This is a genomic window from Kineosporiaceae bacterium (assembly GCA_016713225.1).
GTDB lineage: Bacteria > Actinomycetota > Actinomycetes > Actinomycetales > Kineosporiaceae > JADJPO01.
The window spans coordinates 998,881-1,015,311 of the sequence record JADJPO010000002.1 but is presented as its reverse complement, the minus strand read 5'-3'; the positions used below and the strand labels follow the sequence as shown (position 1 = coordinate 1,015,311).

Below are 16,431 nucleotides of genomic sequence, written 5' to 3'. Positions count from 1 at the left end.
GTCTCGGTGCCGGATCCGGGACGAAAACCCCGCAATCCGGAGTCCAGACGCTGATCATGGTGAGCTCAGGACCAGAGCGCCGCGATCAGGACGTTGAGGATCGCCAGGCCACCGATGGCATGGACGGCGGTGTTCGGCTCGTCGTCCCGCTTGCGGTTCATCCAGGCCAGCACGAGCACGATCAGGGCCACCAGCAGCTTGGCCCCGATCTTGGCGTGGTTGATCTCCTCGTCCTCGTCGACCACTTTCGCCTCGAGCATGCCGACCATGATCAGACCGGTGATCACCTGCGTGGCCGCACCGTGCAGCATCAGCGGCACCATGCGGGGTCGGCGCACCACGGTCAGGTACGAGCCGACGATGCACGCCATACCGATGAGGTGAATCACGACGATGAGTTCGAAGACGAAGGACATGCGCGCATCCTAGGCCTCAAGCCCCACCCGGCCGACCCCGACAGATACGTATGACCGTCTCCGCGGCGGAGTACGCCCCGCCGGACGCGCGCCGGCGAGTGTCGGTGCTCATCCACCTCGACCGTGCCGCGCCGGCGCACGGCGATGTGCTGATGTCGGCGGCCATGCAACTGTTCACCGCCGCCGATGCCGTCGATCTCGCGATCCGGATCCGCGGCGTCCCCGACCCCGTCGAGGCGGACGCCGATCAGCTCGCCGCACGCTGCGCCGCGGTGTGCCCCCACCCCGATGCCCTGCCCGAGATCGTCCTGCTCGCCGACGCCGAGGAGCCGGACCATCCTGTGGTGCTGACGGTGGACCAGACCCCGGACGTCGCCAGGACAGCCCGGTCGGTCATCCTGCTGGCCGCTCTGGCCCAGCAGATCTGGCAGGACGAGCGCCCGGGGTCCGAGGCCCCGGCCACGCCCCTGGACACGGCCTCGCCGACCCGTCCCGGGCCCTCACTGCTGTTGCGCGATCCGGCACTCGGTGGCCGCGACCAGGGTTACGGCGAGAGCAGCCTCGCCGCCAAGCTGGGACGGCTCACCTCCACCGCTCGTGGCGCCGACTCCCCTGACGCCACCGCTACAGCAACCGACGGTCGGCCGCCCACCGCGTGAGCTCGTTGCGGTTGGACAGCTGCAGCTTGCGCAACACCGCCGACACATGGGTCTCGACGGTCTTGACCGAGATGAACAACTCCCGAGCCACCTCCTTGTAGGCGTAGCCGCGGGCAATCAGGCGCATCACCTCACGTTCGCGCGCCGAGAGCCGGTCGAGCTCGTCGTCGACCGAGGCCACCTCACCCACACTGCCGCCGAAGGCGTCCAGCACGAAGCCGGCCAGCCGCGGCGAGAAGACCGCGTCGCCATCGGCAACCCGGCGCACCGCGGCTGCCAGGTCCGGGCCACTGATCGTCTTGGTGACGTAACCCCTCGCCCCGGAACGGATCACAGCGATGACATCCTCGGCGGCGTCCGACACCGACAGCGCCAGGAACCGGACCGGGGGCACGCCGTCCGTCGACATCAGGTCGACGCAACGCTCCAGGACCTCCTTACCGCCCGGGCGTACCGTGCCACCGGGCAGGTGCACATCGAGCAGCACCACGTCCGGACGCAACGCGTGCACCGCCTCGATCGCCGCGGGGACGTCGGCAGCCTCGCCGACCACCTCGATGTCCGGGGCGGCACCCAGTTCGGTGCGCACCCCGCTGCGCACCATGGCATGGTCGTCGACCAGCACCAGCCGGATCGTCACCGGACCTCCTCGTTCTCGCCGGCATGGGCAGCGCTGCTCTCGCCGGAATGGGTGGCGCCGTTCTCGGACACGACGTCCGGCATCGACAATCGCACCTCGGTGCCCTCGCCGGGAATGCTGTGCACCACCGCGCTGCCGCCGTACCGGGACATCCGCCCGATGATCGATTCCCGGACGCCGTGCCGGTCACCGGGCACATCGGCCGGATCGAAGCCGGGGCCGCGATCACGCACGAACGCCTCGACGGCCGCCGGCAACGACTCGACGTAGACCATGACCGGTGCCCCCGCGTGCCGGACGGCGTTGACCATCGCCTCACGCAGCGCGGCCACCAGGGCCTCACCCCGCTCGTCGAGGTCTCGGTCACCGACCACCACCACGTCGATCGCCACACCGTGCAGGTCCTCGACGTCCTCGGCCACGGCCTGCACCCGGCCCTCGAGCCGGGCCTGGCGGTCGGCGCCGTCGGCGGTCCGACCGCCACCGCCGTACAGCCAGCTGCGCAATTCGCGCTCCTGGGTGCGGGCCAGTCGGTTCACCATGGCCGGGTCGTCACTACCACGCTGGATCAGGGCCAGCGTCTGCAGCACCGAATCGTGCAGGTGGGCGGCGATGTCGGCACGCTCGGCCTCGCGCGAGCGAGCGTCTCGTTCAGCGCTCAGGTCACGCCAGAACCGGATCGCCCAGGGCGCCAGGACCAGCAGGACTCCGCCGAGCATGGCCGCCACCGCGGCCAGGACCCGACCGGCGTAGGCGACGTCGGTACTGCCGACCACGGCGAGCATCACGCCACCGAGGACCAGCACCACCCCGGCCGCGACGCGCAGCGCCGCCCCCCGCCCGCTGGCCCCGGTCAGCGCCCACCGGGTGCCCTGCACCTCGTCCAACTGGGTGTAGACCAGGGCCGCGCCCCCGAGCACCACGATCGCCGGCAGCACCGCGCCGAGCGAGATCTGCCAGCCGGTGAGGCCGCCCAACACGGCGAGGCCACCGGCGAGCAACAGGCCACCCACCACGAGGTCGCCGATCCGCGTCGAGGCCCGACGCGGGACCCGGGGCGCCACGGCGGCCGGAGGGACCCCCGGGACCGGACCGGGTGCCGCAGCGATCGCCGAGGCGACCCCGGTCGCCGCGGGCTGCACCGGCGCCTCGGTCTGCGTGGGCACCAGCGCCCACAGCCAGATGTACAGGACCAGCCCGGCCCCACCACCCAGCGTGGTCACCACGAAGCCGATCCGGACGGCGGCCACCGGCAGGCCGAGGTGTGCGGCGATGCCGGCGGCGACCCCGGCCACGGCACGCCCTGGCCCCGGGCGCACCAGGGGTGGGCGCACCGGCGGGTCGATCACGGCCACCGACCCCGGCCGGGTGGTCACCGGCGACGAGGGCCTGGGCGGCAGTGACTGAGGGGATACGGCCTGGCTCACGAGACCATCTTGACCCCCACCGTGCCCCGAACGCCTCAGGGCCGGCCCCGGAGCAGCGAACCAGGGTCGAGTCAGGGGGGATCCCGATACCGTTCCGGTCGCCCATCGAGGAGAGTCGAGGCATGAACAGCCACCCGTCCGACAGCGACACCTCGGCCGCGACGCCGGAGTCGAACCCGACCCCCCCGGCGCAGCCTGCGCCGCCCGCTCCGCCGCCGCCCTACGTGCCGCAGCCTCCGACCGCGTCGTCCGCCTCGGTGGACTCCTTCGACAAGATCCGTGCCCTCGGCATCGTGCGCCCGGACGAGGGACGCTGGTTCGCCGGGGTCGCGGCCGGTCTGGCCCACCGCTGGGGCGTGGACCCGTTGCTGGTGCGCGGCGGCTTCGTCGCCCTCAGCCTGGTGTTCGGCATCGGCCTGTTCGTCTACGGCGCCTGCTGGCTGGTGCTGCCGCACCCCGACGGCCGGATCCACGCGCAAGAGGTCACCCGGGGCACCGTCACCGCCGGCTTCGTCGGCGCGGTGCTCGCCACGCTGGTCGGCCTGCCGTTCGGCAACATGTGGGGCAACGGCCCCGGGTGGGGTGGCGGCACCGGTCTGGTGTCCGTGGTGGTGATCGGCGTTCTGATCTGGTGGCTGGCCCGCCGCAAAGGTGCCGGTCCCGGCATCGATACCGCGGCCTCGTCGCACGTCGGCGCGGCTGGTGCGGCGTCCGGCCCTGCCGCGACCGGCACCACGGCCGCGCCGGGCACACCGGGCACGTTCGGTGCGTCAGCCAGCTACGAGCCCCCGGCCGGGTCGTGGCCCGGTGCCGGGTTCGGCGCCCAGGAGCCTGGTCCGTCCACCGGTGCGCCGGTCCCTGCGGTCACCAGCCCTGGGGCACCCGTCAGGCAGGCGCCCGCCGTCTCCACGACGCACGCCACCCGCTGGGCCACCCGTCCGTGGCGTCCGTTGACCCTGACCACCCTCGGCGCCGCCGTGCTGATCGGCGTCCTGGCCGATCAGCTGGCGCACAATGAGGCCGTCACCGCGGCCGCGGCCCTGGGCGTGGTCGGCCTGGGTCTGCTGCTCGCCGGCCTGGCCGGACGACGCGGTGGGTTCCTGACGCCATTGGCCCTGCTCCTGGCCCTGTCCAGCGTCGCCGCAACGGCATCGCTCAGTGAGTCCTCGACACCGGACCAGGTGTGGCGGCCGACCACGGCAGCGCAGGCCCTCGACGGCTTCCGCACCGGTGGGGCCGACACCCGGATCGACCTGACCTCGAGTGAACTCGTCGCAGCGGCCCGCAGCGGCGCACTGGAGATTCCCATCGACCAGGGTGCCGGTGAGGTCCGACTGGTGCTGCCTGCCGGCGTCCCGGCCCGGGTGGAGGCCAGCGTGGGCGCCGGCGAGATCCGCGATCTGCTCCGCACGCGCACCGAACAGGGCCTCGGGATCACGCAGACCGTCACCGCCGGCGTGGGCAGCCCGGTGCTGACCGTGAAGCTCACCCTGGGCGCCGGGCGCGTGGTGATCGGCGAGTCCGCCATCTCACCGGCGACCTCCCCGACCCCGGCCCCGTCCGGCCCGGCATCCTCCGGTGCCTCGCCCGCCACTCCGTCGTCGGTGCCCTCGCCCGCTGTGCCGTCGGCGCCCGTACCCAGCAGGTCCTGAGGAGGACACCGTGTCCGATAACCCGAACTCCACCACGCTGTCGCCCTCCGGGACACCCACGCCCCCGCCGACGACGAGCCGTCCCCCGCTGCGGATGCGCACCGTCGTCGTCGGCCTGGTGGCCCTGGCGGTCAGCATCACCACGCTGATCAATCAACTCACGTCCATCGACATCCCCTCGGAGGCCGTCACCCTCGCCGTGTTGCTCGGAGCCGGAGGCCTGCTGCTGGCCAGCGGCATCCTGGCCGCCATCCGGGAACAGCGGGTCCAGCACGAACGCAGCGACCCCTACGGGCGCCCCTGATCAGCCAGGCGTCCTGCCCCCAGAACTGAGGCCCACCGGCCGGCTCGTCCCCTCCAGCCGCCGGTGGGTCTCAGCACGTTGCCAGTCGATCGAAGGCCGCCAGAACCCTTGTGGCCGTGGCGAAGTCCCCGACGGTGCGTAGCTCGCGAGCCCGCAGCGCAGCGAATGTGCCCACCACGTGCTCGAGCTCCGCGCGGGTCCAGCCGAGCAGCAGGGCATGGGCGGCGTCGATCTCGGCCAAGGCCTCCTCCCGACCCTGACGCCGAGCTGCGGTGAGGTCGACGCCCAGCGCGGTGAGCTCCCGCGCCAGTGGTGTCAGCGTCTCGTCCCACCGGATGCTGGACGCCAGCCGGGTGAGCAGCCACCGATCCAGGCGTTCACCACCGCTGAAGGCCGTGACCGCTTCGTACGCCCCCGGTTCGGGCACCGCGGCCTGCTCCAGTTTGAAGAAGTTGAGGTTCGCGCCGGCGTGCTTCTGCCGCACCAGATAGTCGACCGGCAGCGCAGCCATCACCGTCAACAGCAACGGCAGCCGGGGCGCATCGATCAGGGGCAGCGAATTGCCCACGCCGGCCACGGGCAGCGCGCACGGCACCAGCGTTCGCGCCGAGTCGGTGGTGGTGACATTGCGGTACGCGCCGAGCCAACCCCGGTCGACCAAGCCCGAGAACCTTTGTGCCACAACCGATTCCGGAACCCAGTAGCGATGTTCGGCACGAGATCCGCCGCGATGATCCAACAACCCGGCGTGCTTGGCCTCCCACAGCGGCACCAATCCCGGCCCGGCTGCGGAGTGAAAGTGCACCGCATCACGGGTCATGTGCAACGGCGTCAGCAGACGCACCTGCCAGGGATTGCCGTCCGAGCCCTCGCCGCCGTGGCGCACCAGCACCGGCCAGCGCCGATGGGCGCGGGCGAGCAGGTCGGCGTCCCGCGCCGAGCCGCACAAGGGCAACGTGGCGGTGTTCGGGTTGACCAGCCGCGGCAGGTCGGCCGGCAGCAGCCAGCGACGTTCGGCCGGGATGTCGGCCGGGTTCCGGACGTCCACCGCGACCTCGGCAGGTTCGGCAGGCTCGGCGCGACCGGGCGCCTCGGTCTCGTGCGCACCGTGACGCAGCTCCAGCAGCGCCACCCCGACCCGGGCCGAGACTCCGTCGAACACGGCGCGGTCGGTGGCCAGCAGGTGGAGCGCCCGCAGCGAGCCGGATTCCAGCAGCGCCCGCATCAGCTCGGCCGCCGACCGATCCGCCCCGATCCCTGCGGGCACCAGGATCGCCGCCCGACCCCGCGGCGCGAGCAGGCGCCAGCAGGTCTCGACGAAAGGCAGGTAGGCATTGACCTCACCGCGGCCGGTCAACGGGTGTCGGCCGCCGGTGCGCACCGCTCGGGACTGCCCCGCCCGCAGCCGGCGCAGCGCGCCGTCCACGCGGTCCGGGGCCTCGCGACGGAACACCTTCAGCCGCTCCCAGGGCGGGTTGGCCAGCACGGCCTCGAAGCCACCGCACCACCCGGTCACCGGCTCGGCCGGCAACCCGGTCACGGCCAACACATCGGGGAACTCCGCGTGCCACACCAGGCCCGGGCCGGCCCGGGCGATGGACGCTGACGGTGTGCTGGGCACCGGGCCGAGCAGAGCGTCCCCGCAGCGGATCCGGGGGGTGCCCATCGCCTCCGATCCGGCCCGACCAGCGGCCATGGCGAGCTGTCGCGCCCGCGCCGGCAACGCCGCTCGGCACAACGCCACCGCCACCGGGTCGGCGTCCGCCCCCGCCAACCGGGACACCGCCTCACCGGCGGGAATCCCGTGCTCCACGAGCCGGTCCAGGGCCGCCACCAGCAGCGAGCCCGCACCGCAGGCCGGGTCGACCACGCTGGCCACGGGCTCGGGCAGAGCGCGTCGAGCCAGCTCCGCCGCCAGGTGCGGCGGGGTGGCGAACGACCCGCGGCGGCGGCGTTCGGTGAGCCCAGCGGCGAGCAGCACCACCTCGCCGTCCCGACGCGCCGGCACCGTACCGAGCAGCCGGTCGTAGCTGCGGGCCAGGTCCAGCACCGCCACGTCGTCCCCGGCCCCCTGAGCCCGATCGAGCGCCGCCAGCACGGCCGCATCGCGCCAGGCGCCGGCATCCGCCCCCGCCTCGGGGCCGAGCGAGGACGCCGCGCGGCAGATCGCCTCCGCGACCTGCGCCGGAACCTGCGCCGGAACCTGCGCTGCAACCCGCGGGGAGGCACCGTTCTCCGGACGCCCCATCGTCAGGTGTCCAGGGAGATGCCGACCAACCCCAGCCCGGACCGCACGGCGTAGGTCAGGGGTAGCGCGGACACCTCCGCCAGGTCCACCCAGGCCACCTCGCTGGTCGATCCGTCGCGTTCGACCACGTGCGGCACGGCATCGGTGTCGACATCGGCCGTGTAGAGCACCTGCACCGCGTGAAAGTCCTCGACGACGCCGTCCGGGGCCCGGCCCGTCCACCGGGCGGTGCTCACCCCCGCGAGGCGCACGCCGTCCAGCGACAGACCGGTCTCTTCGAACACCTCGCGCGCCAGGGAGTCCCCCGGTTGCTCACCGGGATCGATGCCGCCACCGGGCAACGTCCATCGGCCGGTGTGGGCCAACCGGGTGAGCAGGACCTGCGCGCCGCGCCGAATCACGGCATAGGCCCCCGCGCGCTGCACCTTCATCACGTCGCGGCCCACCTGAGTGCCCAACGGATCGGTGTGGCGGCCGTCCGCCCACGCCGTGAGCACCTCGTCGAGGTGAGCGGGGTCGGTGGTCTCGTCCAGCGTCAGGGGCAGCAGATCGTCCGGTGGCCGCCGAGACGGCGAGGGCCAGGTGTGGTCCAGCGCCAGCAGGTGGACCCGGATCGACCCCGAGCGCACATCGCGGGGGATCGACCGGACGGTGCTCAGCCGCAGGGAAGCTGCCAGGCTGCCTGCACCCGGGACCAGGCGGGCGAGGGTGTCGACAGTCGTCTCACCGTGCCGCAACCACGCCGCGGTCAACACCTTCGCGTCGGGGTCCACGATGCGCACTGCCACGCGACGAACCTGGATCGGTGGCGAGAACACCTGCCGGACCCTACCGGCGCGGGAGCCTCGCACACAGATCGGCCCACAGACTCGCGCACAGATCACGACACAGAGCCGGACACGGGGCAGAACCGGATCCGGACATGGATCGAGGGCGGGAAGGTTACCCTTCCCGCCCTCTCCGACCCGGTCCACCACGGGCCGTTCCTTCGCCGCTGGATCACTGTGACGATGTGGTGGGGTCCCTCGGCTTTCACGTTCACGCTATGACTCAGCGGCATGGCCGACCCAGGACGTTTCGCCCCGAACGATATTGTCCGGATCACAGCATCCGGCTGGGGCGGTTACGGTTTCGTCATGGCACCACAAGGCATCAGACCCGGCGTGGAGTCCTATGCCGGCACGCCGCGGCCCGGGGTCGTCCGACGGCTCGCCTGGCGGGTCTTCGCCCGGTTACCCCGGCCCGTGCGACTGGGATTGGTGCACACCTTCACCCCCGACTACACCGTGGGCGCGCTGTGCTTCCTCGAACACGGCAGCCTCGAGCAGGGCGGGCGGGTCCTGGTGCTCCGGCAACGCCATCGGCGGGGCTGGACGCTGCCCGGCGGCCTACTCGACCGTCACGAGGACCCGGCCGGCGCAGTGCGGCGCGAGGTCCGCGAGGAGATCGGCCTGAACATCGACCCGGGCGAGCCGGTCACGGTGGTCATCGATCCCCACGAGCGCAGGGTCGATGTGATCTTCGTCGTCCCGATCACCGAGCGCCCCGAGGTCTACCCACAGGGTGAGGCGATCGCCGCCCGTTGGCTCACCCTGGACGATCTGGGCACCGTCGACATCTCCACGGCGCAGGCCTTCGGCGCCCTGGCCCACGTCCGCGCCGGTGGTGCCGGCCCCGGGCTGGTCCTCGATCACGGCTGACAAGACGCCCCCGGGCCGAGCACGATGGCCCCATGGCCCCGGAGCCCGGCGATCTGGTCACCAGGTTGGAGCGCGCCCTCGATCGAGGCAGCCGCCTGCTGGCGATCACCCGTGGGCTGCAGACGGCGTTACGTCCGGCGGACGTCGCCGACGTCGTCACGCATCATGCCCGGGAGGCTCTCGGGACCTTCTTCGCCGGGATCGCCCTGGTCGACCCCGAACGCCGCAGCATGGCCTACCTCAGCATGAGTCCCCTGCCGGAGGGGACCGCCCGGGCCTGGCAGGTCATCCCGATGGAGTCCACGCTCCCGGTGACGGCCGCCGTCCGGACCGGACGGAGCTACTTCCTGCAGAATCGCGCCGAGGCCGAGGCCGAGTTCCCCGGCATCGCGGCGCACATGCAGACCGCCGGCACCCACGCCATGGCCCACCTGCCGCTGATCGCCGGCGGCGGTGAGCGGCTGGGGACCCTGGCCCTGACCTTCGCGGCCCCGCGCCACATGAGCGCTGCCGAGCGCGAGTTCATGACCACCATCGCCGGCTACACCTCGCAGGCCATCGAACGATCGCTGCTCTTCGAACAGAAACTCACCGTCGCCGAGGCACTCCAGGGATCGGTCTTGCCGACTCGCATGCCCGACATCGACGGCTGGCAGGTGGTGGGACGCTTCGAGCCCGGGGGCGTCGGCATGGCCGTGGGCGGGGACTGGTTCGATGCCTTCAGCCTGCCCGATGGTCGCCTGGTCTGCGTGGTGGGCGACGCCACCGGACACGGCCTGCCCGCAGCCCGCGTGATGAGCTCGGTGCGCAATGCACTGCGGGCCTACGCCGTCCTGGGCGACGGCCCGGCCGCGGTGCTGACCCGGCTCGACGACCTGCTCGCCGCCCTGCAGCCGGACTCGATGGCCACGGTGCTCTACCTCGAACTCGACCCCCGCACCGGGGCCGGCCGGCTGAGTCTGCCAGGGCATCCACCGCCGCTACGGCGCGCACTCGACGGCACGAGCACCGTCATCGACCTGGAACCCGACCCACCGCTGGGGTGCCGCGGGATACCTCCCCGTGGCGAACACCGATTCGACGTGGGTCCGGGCGAGATCGTGGTGCTCTACACCGACGGCCTCGTCGAGCGACGCGACGAGGACATCTGTCACGGCCTGAACCGGCTGACGAGCACTCTCACCGACCTCGCCGACCGCGGGAGCGGCATACACCAGATCCTGGATCAGCTCGTGGCGACGATGCTCCGGGGGGAGTCCCCCGGGGACGACGTGTGCGCCATGCTGCTGCACCGCGGCACACCGTCCGGGGCCGTCACCCGACGTCAGGCGTACCTCCAGCCGCAGGCCGTCTCGGTGAGCGCGGCCCGAACGCTGGCGCGACAGGCCTTGACCGAGTGGGGCGTCACCGCGCGCCGCGACGAGATCGTGCTGGCGGTCAGCGAGATGGTGACCAATGCCGTCACCCACGCCGGGACCTCGCTCACCCTGCAGTTCGACCTGGAGTCCGACCTGGAGGGCACCCGGGTTCACGTCGCCGTGACGGATCGGAACACGAACCTGCCCGAGCATCTGCTGGCCGCACCGGTCGAGGAGCACGGCCGCGGCGTGCACCTGGTGGAGTTGCTCTCCGACCGCTGGGGCACCTCACCGACCCCCGAGGGCAAGCGCGTGTGGGCGGAGTTCGACCTGCCCGTGGCCGACTGAGCCTCAGGACACCGAGAGCAGACGCCAACCCCGGGTGCGCCCCACCGGATCGATCCGCGCCAGTTCGAGGCGCACCGTCCGATCGGCCTCGTCCCGGCGCACCCCGCCATGCCACGTGCTGTAGTGACCGACCACCTCCGCACCGGCCCGGCGGGCTCGGGCATGCACGTCGTCCCATCGCGTGACGACGAAGTAGACCGGCGCCCCGGGGTCACGGGTCGGCGTGGCCGCAGCCGTGGCGTCCCGAGACTCGACCGCCGCCAGCCGTCCGGCCTGGGCGGCGTCGTCCCACACCGAACGGACCAGGGCGGCACGTTCGGCCCGCGCAGCCAGGTCGACCGGAGCCGGCAGCGGAACGATCCGCGCATCCGCTTCCAAGAGCAGGACGGCGGCGGCCCGCACGCCCGGCTCAGCGGCCGGATCGGCGCGGTACTGCATCCACTGGGTCAGGGCGACGGCCGCCATCGCGACACCAGCACCAACGCCAGCACGGACACCAACACGGACACCAGCACGGACACCAGCACGGACACCAGCACGGACACCAGCACGGACACCAGCACGGACCATGTCGCGCCGATTCATTGATTGTTCACCTTTCGATAAACTCTCGAACATTTTCTGCTAACGCCTTGTTGCACAACAGTTTTGGGCCACATCTCGCACAGTGAACGAAAAGTTTCTCGTTCGGCTCGGGAACATGTCCGCTCGGCGCACGAGCGGTATCCGGACGCGCCTCGAGCCTTGACCGCAGGTGTGGCGCTCGCCACTTTTGGCCCCTGAAGCGTTTGGCCGACACCACCGACCGGGCGCCCACCACGACCCGCCGTCCACCCGGGTCGATGTCGCTGAACCACGCATCGCACCGTGTCCGCGCCCTCACCGCGGGCCTCGCCGACATCTGAGGACGGCTCATGACGACCCTGGCGGTACTCACGGTCATTGCCGTGGCATTCGTGGTGCTCTTCGACTACACCAACGGGTTCCACGACGCATCGAACATCATCGCCACCGTGATCGCCTCTCGAGCGATGACCCCGATCCAAGCTGTGATCATCGTGGCGACCTTCGAGTTCCTCGGCCCCATCCTGGGCGGCACTGCCGTGGCGAACACCATCGGCAAGTTCGTCGACGTGGGCGACCTCGACGCCACCAAGGCCATGGTGGTGATCTTCTGCGGGATCATCGGGGCCATCACCTGGAACCTGGGCACCTGGTGGTTCGGCATCCCCTCGTCGTCCTCGCACGCCCTGGTGGGCGGGCTGATCGGCTCCGTGATCCTGGCCGCCGGCCCCGACCACGTGAAATGGGGATTCTCCGAGCTGGTGCAGCACGCACACGTCACCGGTGTCATGAAGGTGCTGCTCGGATTGGTGATCTCGCCGGTGATCGGGTTCTGGGTGGGTTTCGGCATCCACCGGCTGATGAGTCGTCTGCTGCGGGGCGCCCGGCCCGGGGCGAACCGGGTGCTGCGCCGCGCCCAGTGGCTCACCTCGGCGGGCCTGGCCTTCTCTCACGGCGCCAACGATGCCCAGAAGAGCATGGGCATCATCACGCTGGTGCTGGTGCTCGGTGGCCACCTGACCGAGTTCGACGTGCCGTTCTGGGTGATCCTCAGCTGCGCCGGCGCGATCACCCTCGGCATCCTGTCCGGCGGGTGGCGCATCGTGCGCACGGTCGGCTTCGGCATCTACAAGGTGCGTCCGCTGCACGCCCTGGACGCCCAGCTGACCTCGGCCGCGGTCATCCTGTCGGCCTCCTACCTCGGAGCGCCGGTCTCCACCACCCACGTCGTCAGCTCCTCGATCATGGGCATCGGCTCCTCCGAACGACCCAAGGCGGTCCGCTGGGCCAAGGCCTTCGAGATCGTCAGCACCTGGTTGATCACGATTCCCGGCTCGGCCACCGTGGCCATCGTCGCGTATCTGATCGCCTCCCTGTTCATCTGAGCCGTCGCCGTTCAGCTGAGTCGTCGTCCGAGGGTTCGGCGCCGCCGCACCCACCCCCACAGGAGGTCGTCATGTCCGAAGGTTCCGCCCTCGGGAAGGTCATCAGCCGGGTGTTCCCCCGGATGCCCAACTTCTTTCTGCTGCTGAACGACCAGTGCGATCTGGCGGTCAAGTCCGCCGAGGCGCTGGTGCAGTTCATGAACACCGGCGCCGAGAGCGACGCGCTGCGGGTCCGCGAGATCGAACACGAGGCGGACACGGTCAAGGACCGCAACATGGATGTGCTGAACAAGGCCTTCGCCACCCCGATGGACCGCGAGGAGCTCTACCGGGCCATCAGCAGCATCGACCACATCATCAACTACGCCAAGACCACGGTGCGCGAGATGGAGGTGCTCGGGGTCGCCCCGGACGCCGTCACCCAGGACTTCGCCGATCGGCTGCAGGAAGGCGCCCTGGCGCTGCAGCAGGGCTACCGCCTGCTCGAGACCGACCCGGGTGCGGCCGAGGCCAGCGCCGCCGCCGCCCGCAAGGCGGAGCGCAACTGCGAGAAGACGTACCGCAAGGCCCTGGCCGAGCTGTTCAACGTCGAGGCCGATGTCGAACGCCTCGAGGCGTCCGGTGGTCCCACCGGCGGCAAGGCGCTGGCCCAGGTCATGGACGTCATGAAGAAGCGCGAGGTCTACCGCCACTTGTCGAACGCCGGTGACCGGGTTGCTCGGGCCGGCGAGGTGCTGCACGACATCGTCGTGAAGCTGGTCTGACCCACCCACCAAACCTGCTCATGCTCCGCAGCTGACCACTCATGCTCCGCAGCTACCGCCCAAATCCGACATTTCCGTGTCGGGAGCGGTCAGCCGCGGAGCATGAGCAGGTTTGGTGGCGGGTTCGGCCGGGTTCCACGCAGTGGTCGCTTCGCGACCTCGCTACTCCCACTCGATGGTGCCGGGGGGTTTACTGGTGATGTCCAGCACCACCCGGTTCACCTCGTCGACCTCGTTGGTGATCCGGGTCGAGATCCGAGCCAGTAGGTCGTGGGGCAGCTTGGACCAGTCAGCCGTCATGGCGTCCTCGCTCGACACCGGACGCAGCACCACCGGCGGCCCGTAGGTCCGGCCATCGCCTTGCACGCCAACGGATCTCACGTCGGCGAGCAACACCACCGGGCACTGCCAGATGTCGCGGTCGAGATCGGCTGCGGTCAGTTCCTCCCGCACGATCGCATCCGCCTGGCGCAGGGTGGTCAGCCGGGCCTCGGTCACCTCACCGATGATCCGGATGCCCAGACCCGGCCCCGGGAAGGGCTGGCGGTGCACGATCTCCTCCGGCAGGCCCAGCTGCTCCCCGACCGAGCGCACCTCGTCCTTGAACAGGGTGCGCAACGGCTCGACCAGTTCGAAGTCGAGATCGTCCGGCAGTCCCCCGACGTTGTGGTGGCTCTTGATGTTCGCCGCGCCCTCGCCGCCGCCGGACTCCACGACGTCCGGGTAGAGCGTGCCCTGCACCAGGTAGCGCACCTGTTCGCCGTGGGCGCCGGCGTCGGCGACCACCTCGCGCGCCGCCTGCTCGAACACCCGGATGAACTCCCGGCCGATGATCTTCCGCTTGGCCTCGGGGTCGGTGACCCCGGCCAGCGCGTCGAGGAACCGCTTCTGGGCGTCGACCACCTTCAGCCGGACGCCGGTGGCGGCCACGAAGTCGCGCTCGACCTGTTCGGCCTCACCGGCCCGTAGCAGACCGTGATCGACGAAGACGCACGTCAGCCGGTCCCCGATGGCCCGCTGCACCAGTGCGGCCGCGACCGCCGAGTCGACCCCGCCGGACAGCCCGCAGATCGCCCGACCCGTCGGCACCTGGGTGGCGATCCGCTCGGTCTGCTCCGCGATCACGTTGCCGGTGGTCCAGTCCGGCACGATCCCGGCGCCCCGGGTGAGGAAGTTGACCAACAGATCCTGCCCGTACGGCGAGTGCCTGACCTCGGGGTGCCACTGCACCCCGTAGAGCCGGCGCGCGTCGTCCTCGAAGGCCGCGACCGGCACCACGTCGGTGCCGGCCACCACCGCGAACCCGGACGGCGCCCGCACCACGCTGTCGCCGTGGCTCATCCACACCGACTGCTGCTCGGGCTGGCCGGCCAACAGCGTGGACGACGCCGGGCGGGCGTGCAGCGCCGTCCCGCCGTACTCGCGGGTGCCGTTGTGCGCCACCTCGCCGCCGAGGGCGCGGGCCATCGCCTGGAAGCCGTAGCACAGGCCCAGTACCGGCACCCCGGCCTCGAACAACCCCGGATCGACCTGGGGGGCGCCGTCCGCGTACACGCTCGCCGGGCCGCCCGACAGGATGATCGCGGCGGGCCGTTTGGCCAGCAGGGTGGCCAGCGGCATGGTGTGCGGGACGATCTCGGAGTAGACGTGCGCCTCGCGCACCCGGCGGGCGATCAGCTGGGCGTACTGCGCTCCGAGGTCGACCACCAGCACCGGCGCGTGCGTCGTGCCGCTCATCGGGTGAGGCCGATCGCGTCGTGTGCCCCGGGTTCTCCGTCCAGCATCGGCTCGACCTGGTGACGCACCCAGCGCTCGGCGACGAACGACATCAGCGGCACCGTGCCGGCGAGCACCACCAGGATGGTGCGTCCCACGGCCAGCGTCTTGCCGGTGCGGAACCACAGATCGACAGCAACCAGCACATAGGCCAGGTACAACCAGCCGTGGACCATCGCCAGCCAGTCACCGAGGTGGCGCTCGGAGTCGACCACGTACTTCAACACCATGTTGATCGTCAGCAGGATCAGGAAGACACCGGTGGCGTAGGCCAGCACGCGGTAGCGGGTGAGGGCGGCTCTCATGCCCCCAATCCTGCCCCCTGCGCGGAGTCCTCCGTGCGCGGGGTGTCCGACGAGCTGTTCGACGGGGCCGCCACACCGAGCTCGCCGCGGTGATCATCACGCACCAGTCGGTACCAGAAGAACAACCCGAAGGCTGCGAACACCCACCACTGCACGGCATACGACAGGTTCTGCAGCGCCAACTGGCCATCGCCCGTCGCCGGGGGGATCGCCGTCAGTCCGGTGGACGCGGGCGCGATCAGCAGCACGTAGCCGGTGAACTGCGGGGTGGGCCACCGTTCGATCAACGCGACCGGGTCGATCCGTTCCAGGTGCCCGGCGGGCAGGCCGCTCGTGGTGCCGGGATCGCGCGCCACGGCCTCCTCACCGGGCCGTAGTACCCCGCGCAGGCTCACCTGACCGGTGGGCAGGGCCGTCGTGCTGGACGCCGCGGCGTCCGCTGAGGCGGCCCAGCCCCGCACCACGGCCAGCACCGATCCGTCCGGGCGACGCAGCGGGGTCAGCACCCAGAGGCCCTCTTCGCCGTGCAGCCACCGCTCCGGAAGCAGCAGTTGCCCGGCGCCGTCCCAGGTACCCGTCACCGTCACCGGCTGGTCGACCGCTGCGGCCGGGAACGCGGTCTGCGGCGGCAGTACCGACTCGAGCGGCACCGGCGTCGCGGCGACCTTGGCCTGCCGGGCAGCGTCCCCGTGTTCGCGGGCCCGGGCCAGTTGCCAGTTGCCGAGCCAGGCCATGCCCGACGACAACACGAGCACCAGCACCAACAGCACGAGCCAACGAGGTTTCCGGGCGGTTCGCCACACGCCGTCCACGGTATCGCCTCAGGTCGGGGTGGCGGGCGGCCGAGACATGCAGGGTGAGCGACCGCTCGACGGGGAGGTAACC

The 16,431-nt window shown here is 71.3% G+C and carries 16 protein-coding genes; 7 read left to right on the top strand and 9 right to left on the bottom strand.

Features of this window, described 5'->3' with window-relative positions; all coding sequences use genetic code 11:
* Positions 1-65: 65 nt before the first annotated feature.
* A complete protein-coding gene (locus tag IPK24_10640) occupies positions 66-416 on the bottom strand; it encodes a hypothetical protein (GenBank protein ID MBK8076007.1) in 351 nt (116 codons plus the stop codon).
* A 50-nt stretch (positions 417-466) separates the two neighbouring features.
* Here IPK24_10640 and IPK24_10635 point away from each other — a divergent pair, with 50 nt between their 5' ends.
* On the top strand, positions 467-1,075 hold the full coding sequence (locus IPK24_10635; GenBank protein MBK8076006.1) for a hypothetical protein: 609 nt from the start codon (positions 467-469) through the stop codon (positions 1,073-1,075).
* Here IPK24_10635 and IPK24_10630 read toward each other — a convergent pair.
* Positions 1,041-1,679: a response regulator transcription factor gene (locus IPK24_10630; GenBank protein ID MBK8076005.1), complete on the bottom strand. Its 639-nt coding sequence runs from the start codon at positions 1,677-1,679 to the stop codon at positions 1,041-1,043. The genes IPK24_10635 and IPK24_10630 overlap by 35 nt on opposite strands.
* A gap of 32 nt (positions 1,680-1,711) precedes the next feature.
* Positions 1,712-3,064, bottom strand: a complete 1,353-nt coding sequence (locus tag IPK24_10625) for a PspC domain-containing protein (GenBank protein ID MBK8076004.1) — start codon at positions 3,062-3,064, stop codon at positions 1,712-1,714.
* A 200-nt stretch (positions 3,065-3,264) separates the two neighbouring features.
* On the opposite strand from IPK24_10625, the gene IPK24_10620 reads away from it, so the two are divergent.
* Positions 3,265-4,794 (top strand): PspC domain-containing protein, encoded by a 1,530-nt coding sequence (locus tag IPK24_10620; GenBank protein MBK8076003.1) that lies wholly within the window; start codon positions 3,265-3,267, stop codon positions 4,792-4,794.
* A gap of 10 nt (positions 4,795-4,804) precedes the next feature.
* Positions 4,805-5,098: a hypothetical protein gene (locus tag IPK24_10615; protein ID MBK8076002.1), complete on the top strand. Its 294-nt coding sequence runs from the start codon at positions 4,805-4,807 to the stop codon at positions 5,096-5,098.
* Between the two features lie 70 nt (positions 5,099-5,168).
* Here IPK24_10615 and IPK24_10610 read toward each other — a convergent pair whose 3' ends face one another.
* Together IPK24_10610 and IPK24_10605 are read right to left on the bottom strand one after the other, a co-directional pair.
* Complete coding sequence (locus IPK24_10610; GenBank protein ID MBK8076001.1) at positions 5,169-7,346, bottom strand: N-6 DNA methylase; 2,178 nt, start codon at positions 7,344-7,346, stop codon at positions 5,169-5,171.
* A 2-nt stretch (positions 7,347-7,348) separates the two neighbouring features.
* Complete coding sequence (locus IPK24_10605; protein ID MBK8076000.1) at positions 7,349-8,134, bottom strand: NUDIX domain-containing protein; 786 nt, start codon at positions 8,132-8,134, stop codon at positions 7,349-7,351.
* Positions 8,135-8,482: 348 nt separating this feature from the next.
* On the opposite strand from IPK24_10605, the gene IPK24_10600 reads away from it, so the two are divergent.
* Together IPK24_10600 and IPK24_10595 are read left to right on the top strand one after the other, a co-directional pair.
* On the top strand, positions 8,483-9,046 hold the full coding sequence (locus IPK24_10600) for an NUDIX hydrolase (protein MBK8075999.1): 564 nt from the start codon (positions 8,483-8,485) through the stop codon (positions 9,044-9,046).
* A 32-nt stretch (positions 9,047-9,078) separates the two neighbouring features.
* Entirely contained in the window at positions 9,079-10,752 is a 1,674-nt protein-coding gene (locus IPK24_10595; protein MBK8075998.1) for a SpoIIE family protein phosphatase, read from the top strand.
* A gap of 3 nt (positions 10,753-10,755) precedes the next feature.
* Here the strand turns inward: IPK24_10595 and IPK24_10590 are convergent, their stop codons facing one another.
* Positions 10,756-11,217: a hypothetical protein gene (locus IPK24_10590; GenBank protein ID MBK8075997.1), complete on the bottom strand. Its 462-nt coding sequence runs from the start codon at positions 11,215-11,217 to the stop codon at positions 10,756-10,758.
* A 449-nt stretch (positions 11,218-11,666) separates the two neighbouring features.
* Between IPK24_10590 and IPK24_10585 the strand changes: the two genes are divergently transcribed.
* On the top strand, positions 11,667-12,701 hold the full coding sequence (locus tag IPK24_10585) for an inorganic phosphate transporter (protein MBK8075996.1): 1,035 nt from the start codon (positions 11,667-11,669) through the stop codon (positions 12,699-12,701).
* 71 nt (positions 12,702-12,772) lie between these two features.
* Positions 12,773-13,465 carry a DUF47 family protein gene (locus IPK24_10580; protein MBK8075995.1) on the top strand — a complete coding sequence of 231 codons (693 nt, stop codon included), beginning with the start codon at positions 12,773-12,775 and terminating at the stop codon, positions 13,463-13,465.
* Between the two features lie 162 nt (positions 13,466-13,627).
* Here IPK24_10580 and guaA read toward each other — a convergent pair whose 3' ends face one another.
* The 3 genes from guaA to IPK24_10565 are packed head-to-tail and all read right to left on the bottom strand — an operon-like array spanning position 13,628 to position 16,349.
* Positions 13,628-15,202 (bottom strand): glutamine-hydrolyzing GMP synthase, encoded by a 1,575-nt coding sequence (gene guaA / locus IPK24_10575; protein ID MBK8075994.1) that lies wholly within the window; start codon positions 15,200-15,202, stop codon positions 13,628-13,630.
* Complete coding sequence (locus IPK24_10570) at positions 15,199-15,546, bottom strand: DUF3817 domain-containing protein (protein MBK8075993.1); 348 nt, start codon at positions 15,544-15,546, stop codon at positions 15,199-15,201. The genes guaA and IPK24_10570 overlap by 4 nt, the downstream gene beginning before the upstream one ends.
* On the bottom strand, positions 15,543-16,349 hold the full coding sequence (locus IPK24_10565; protein ID MBK8075992.1) for an SURF1 family protein: 807 nt from the start codon (positions 16,347-16,349) through the stop codon (positions 15,543-15,545). The genes IPK24_10570 and IPK24_10565 overlap by 4 nt, the downstream gene beginning before the upstream one ends.
* Positions 16,350-16,431 lie beyond the last annotated feature (82 nt).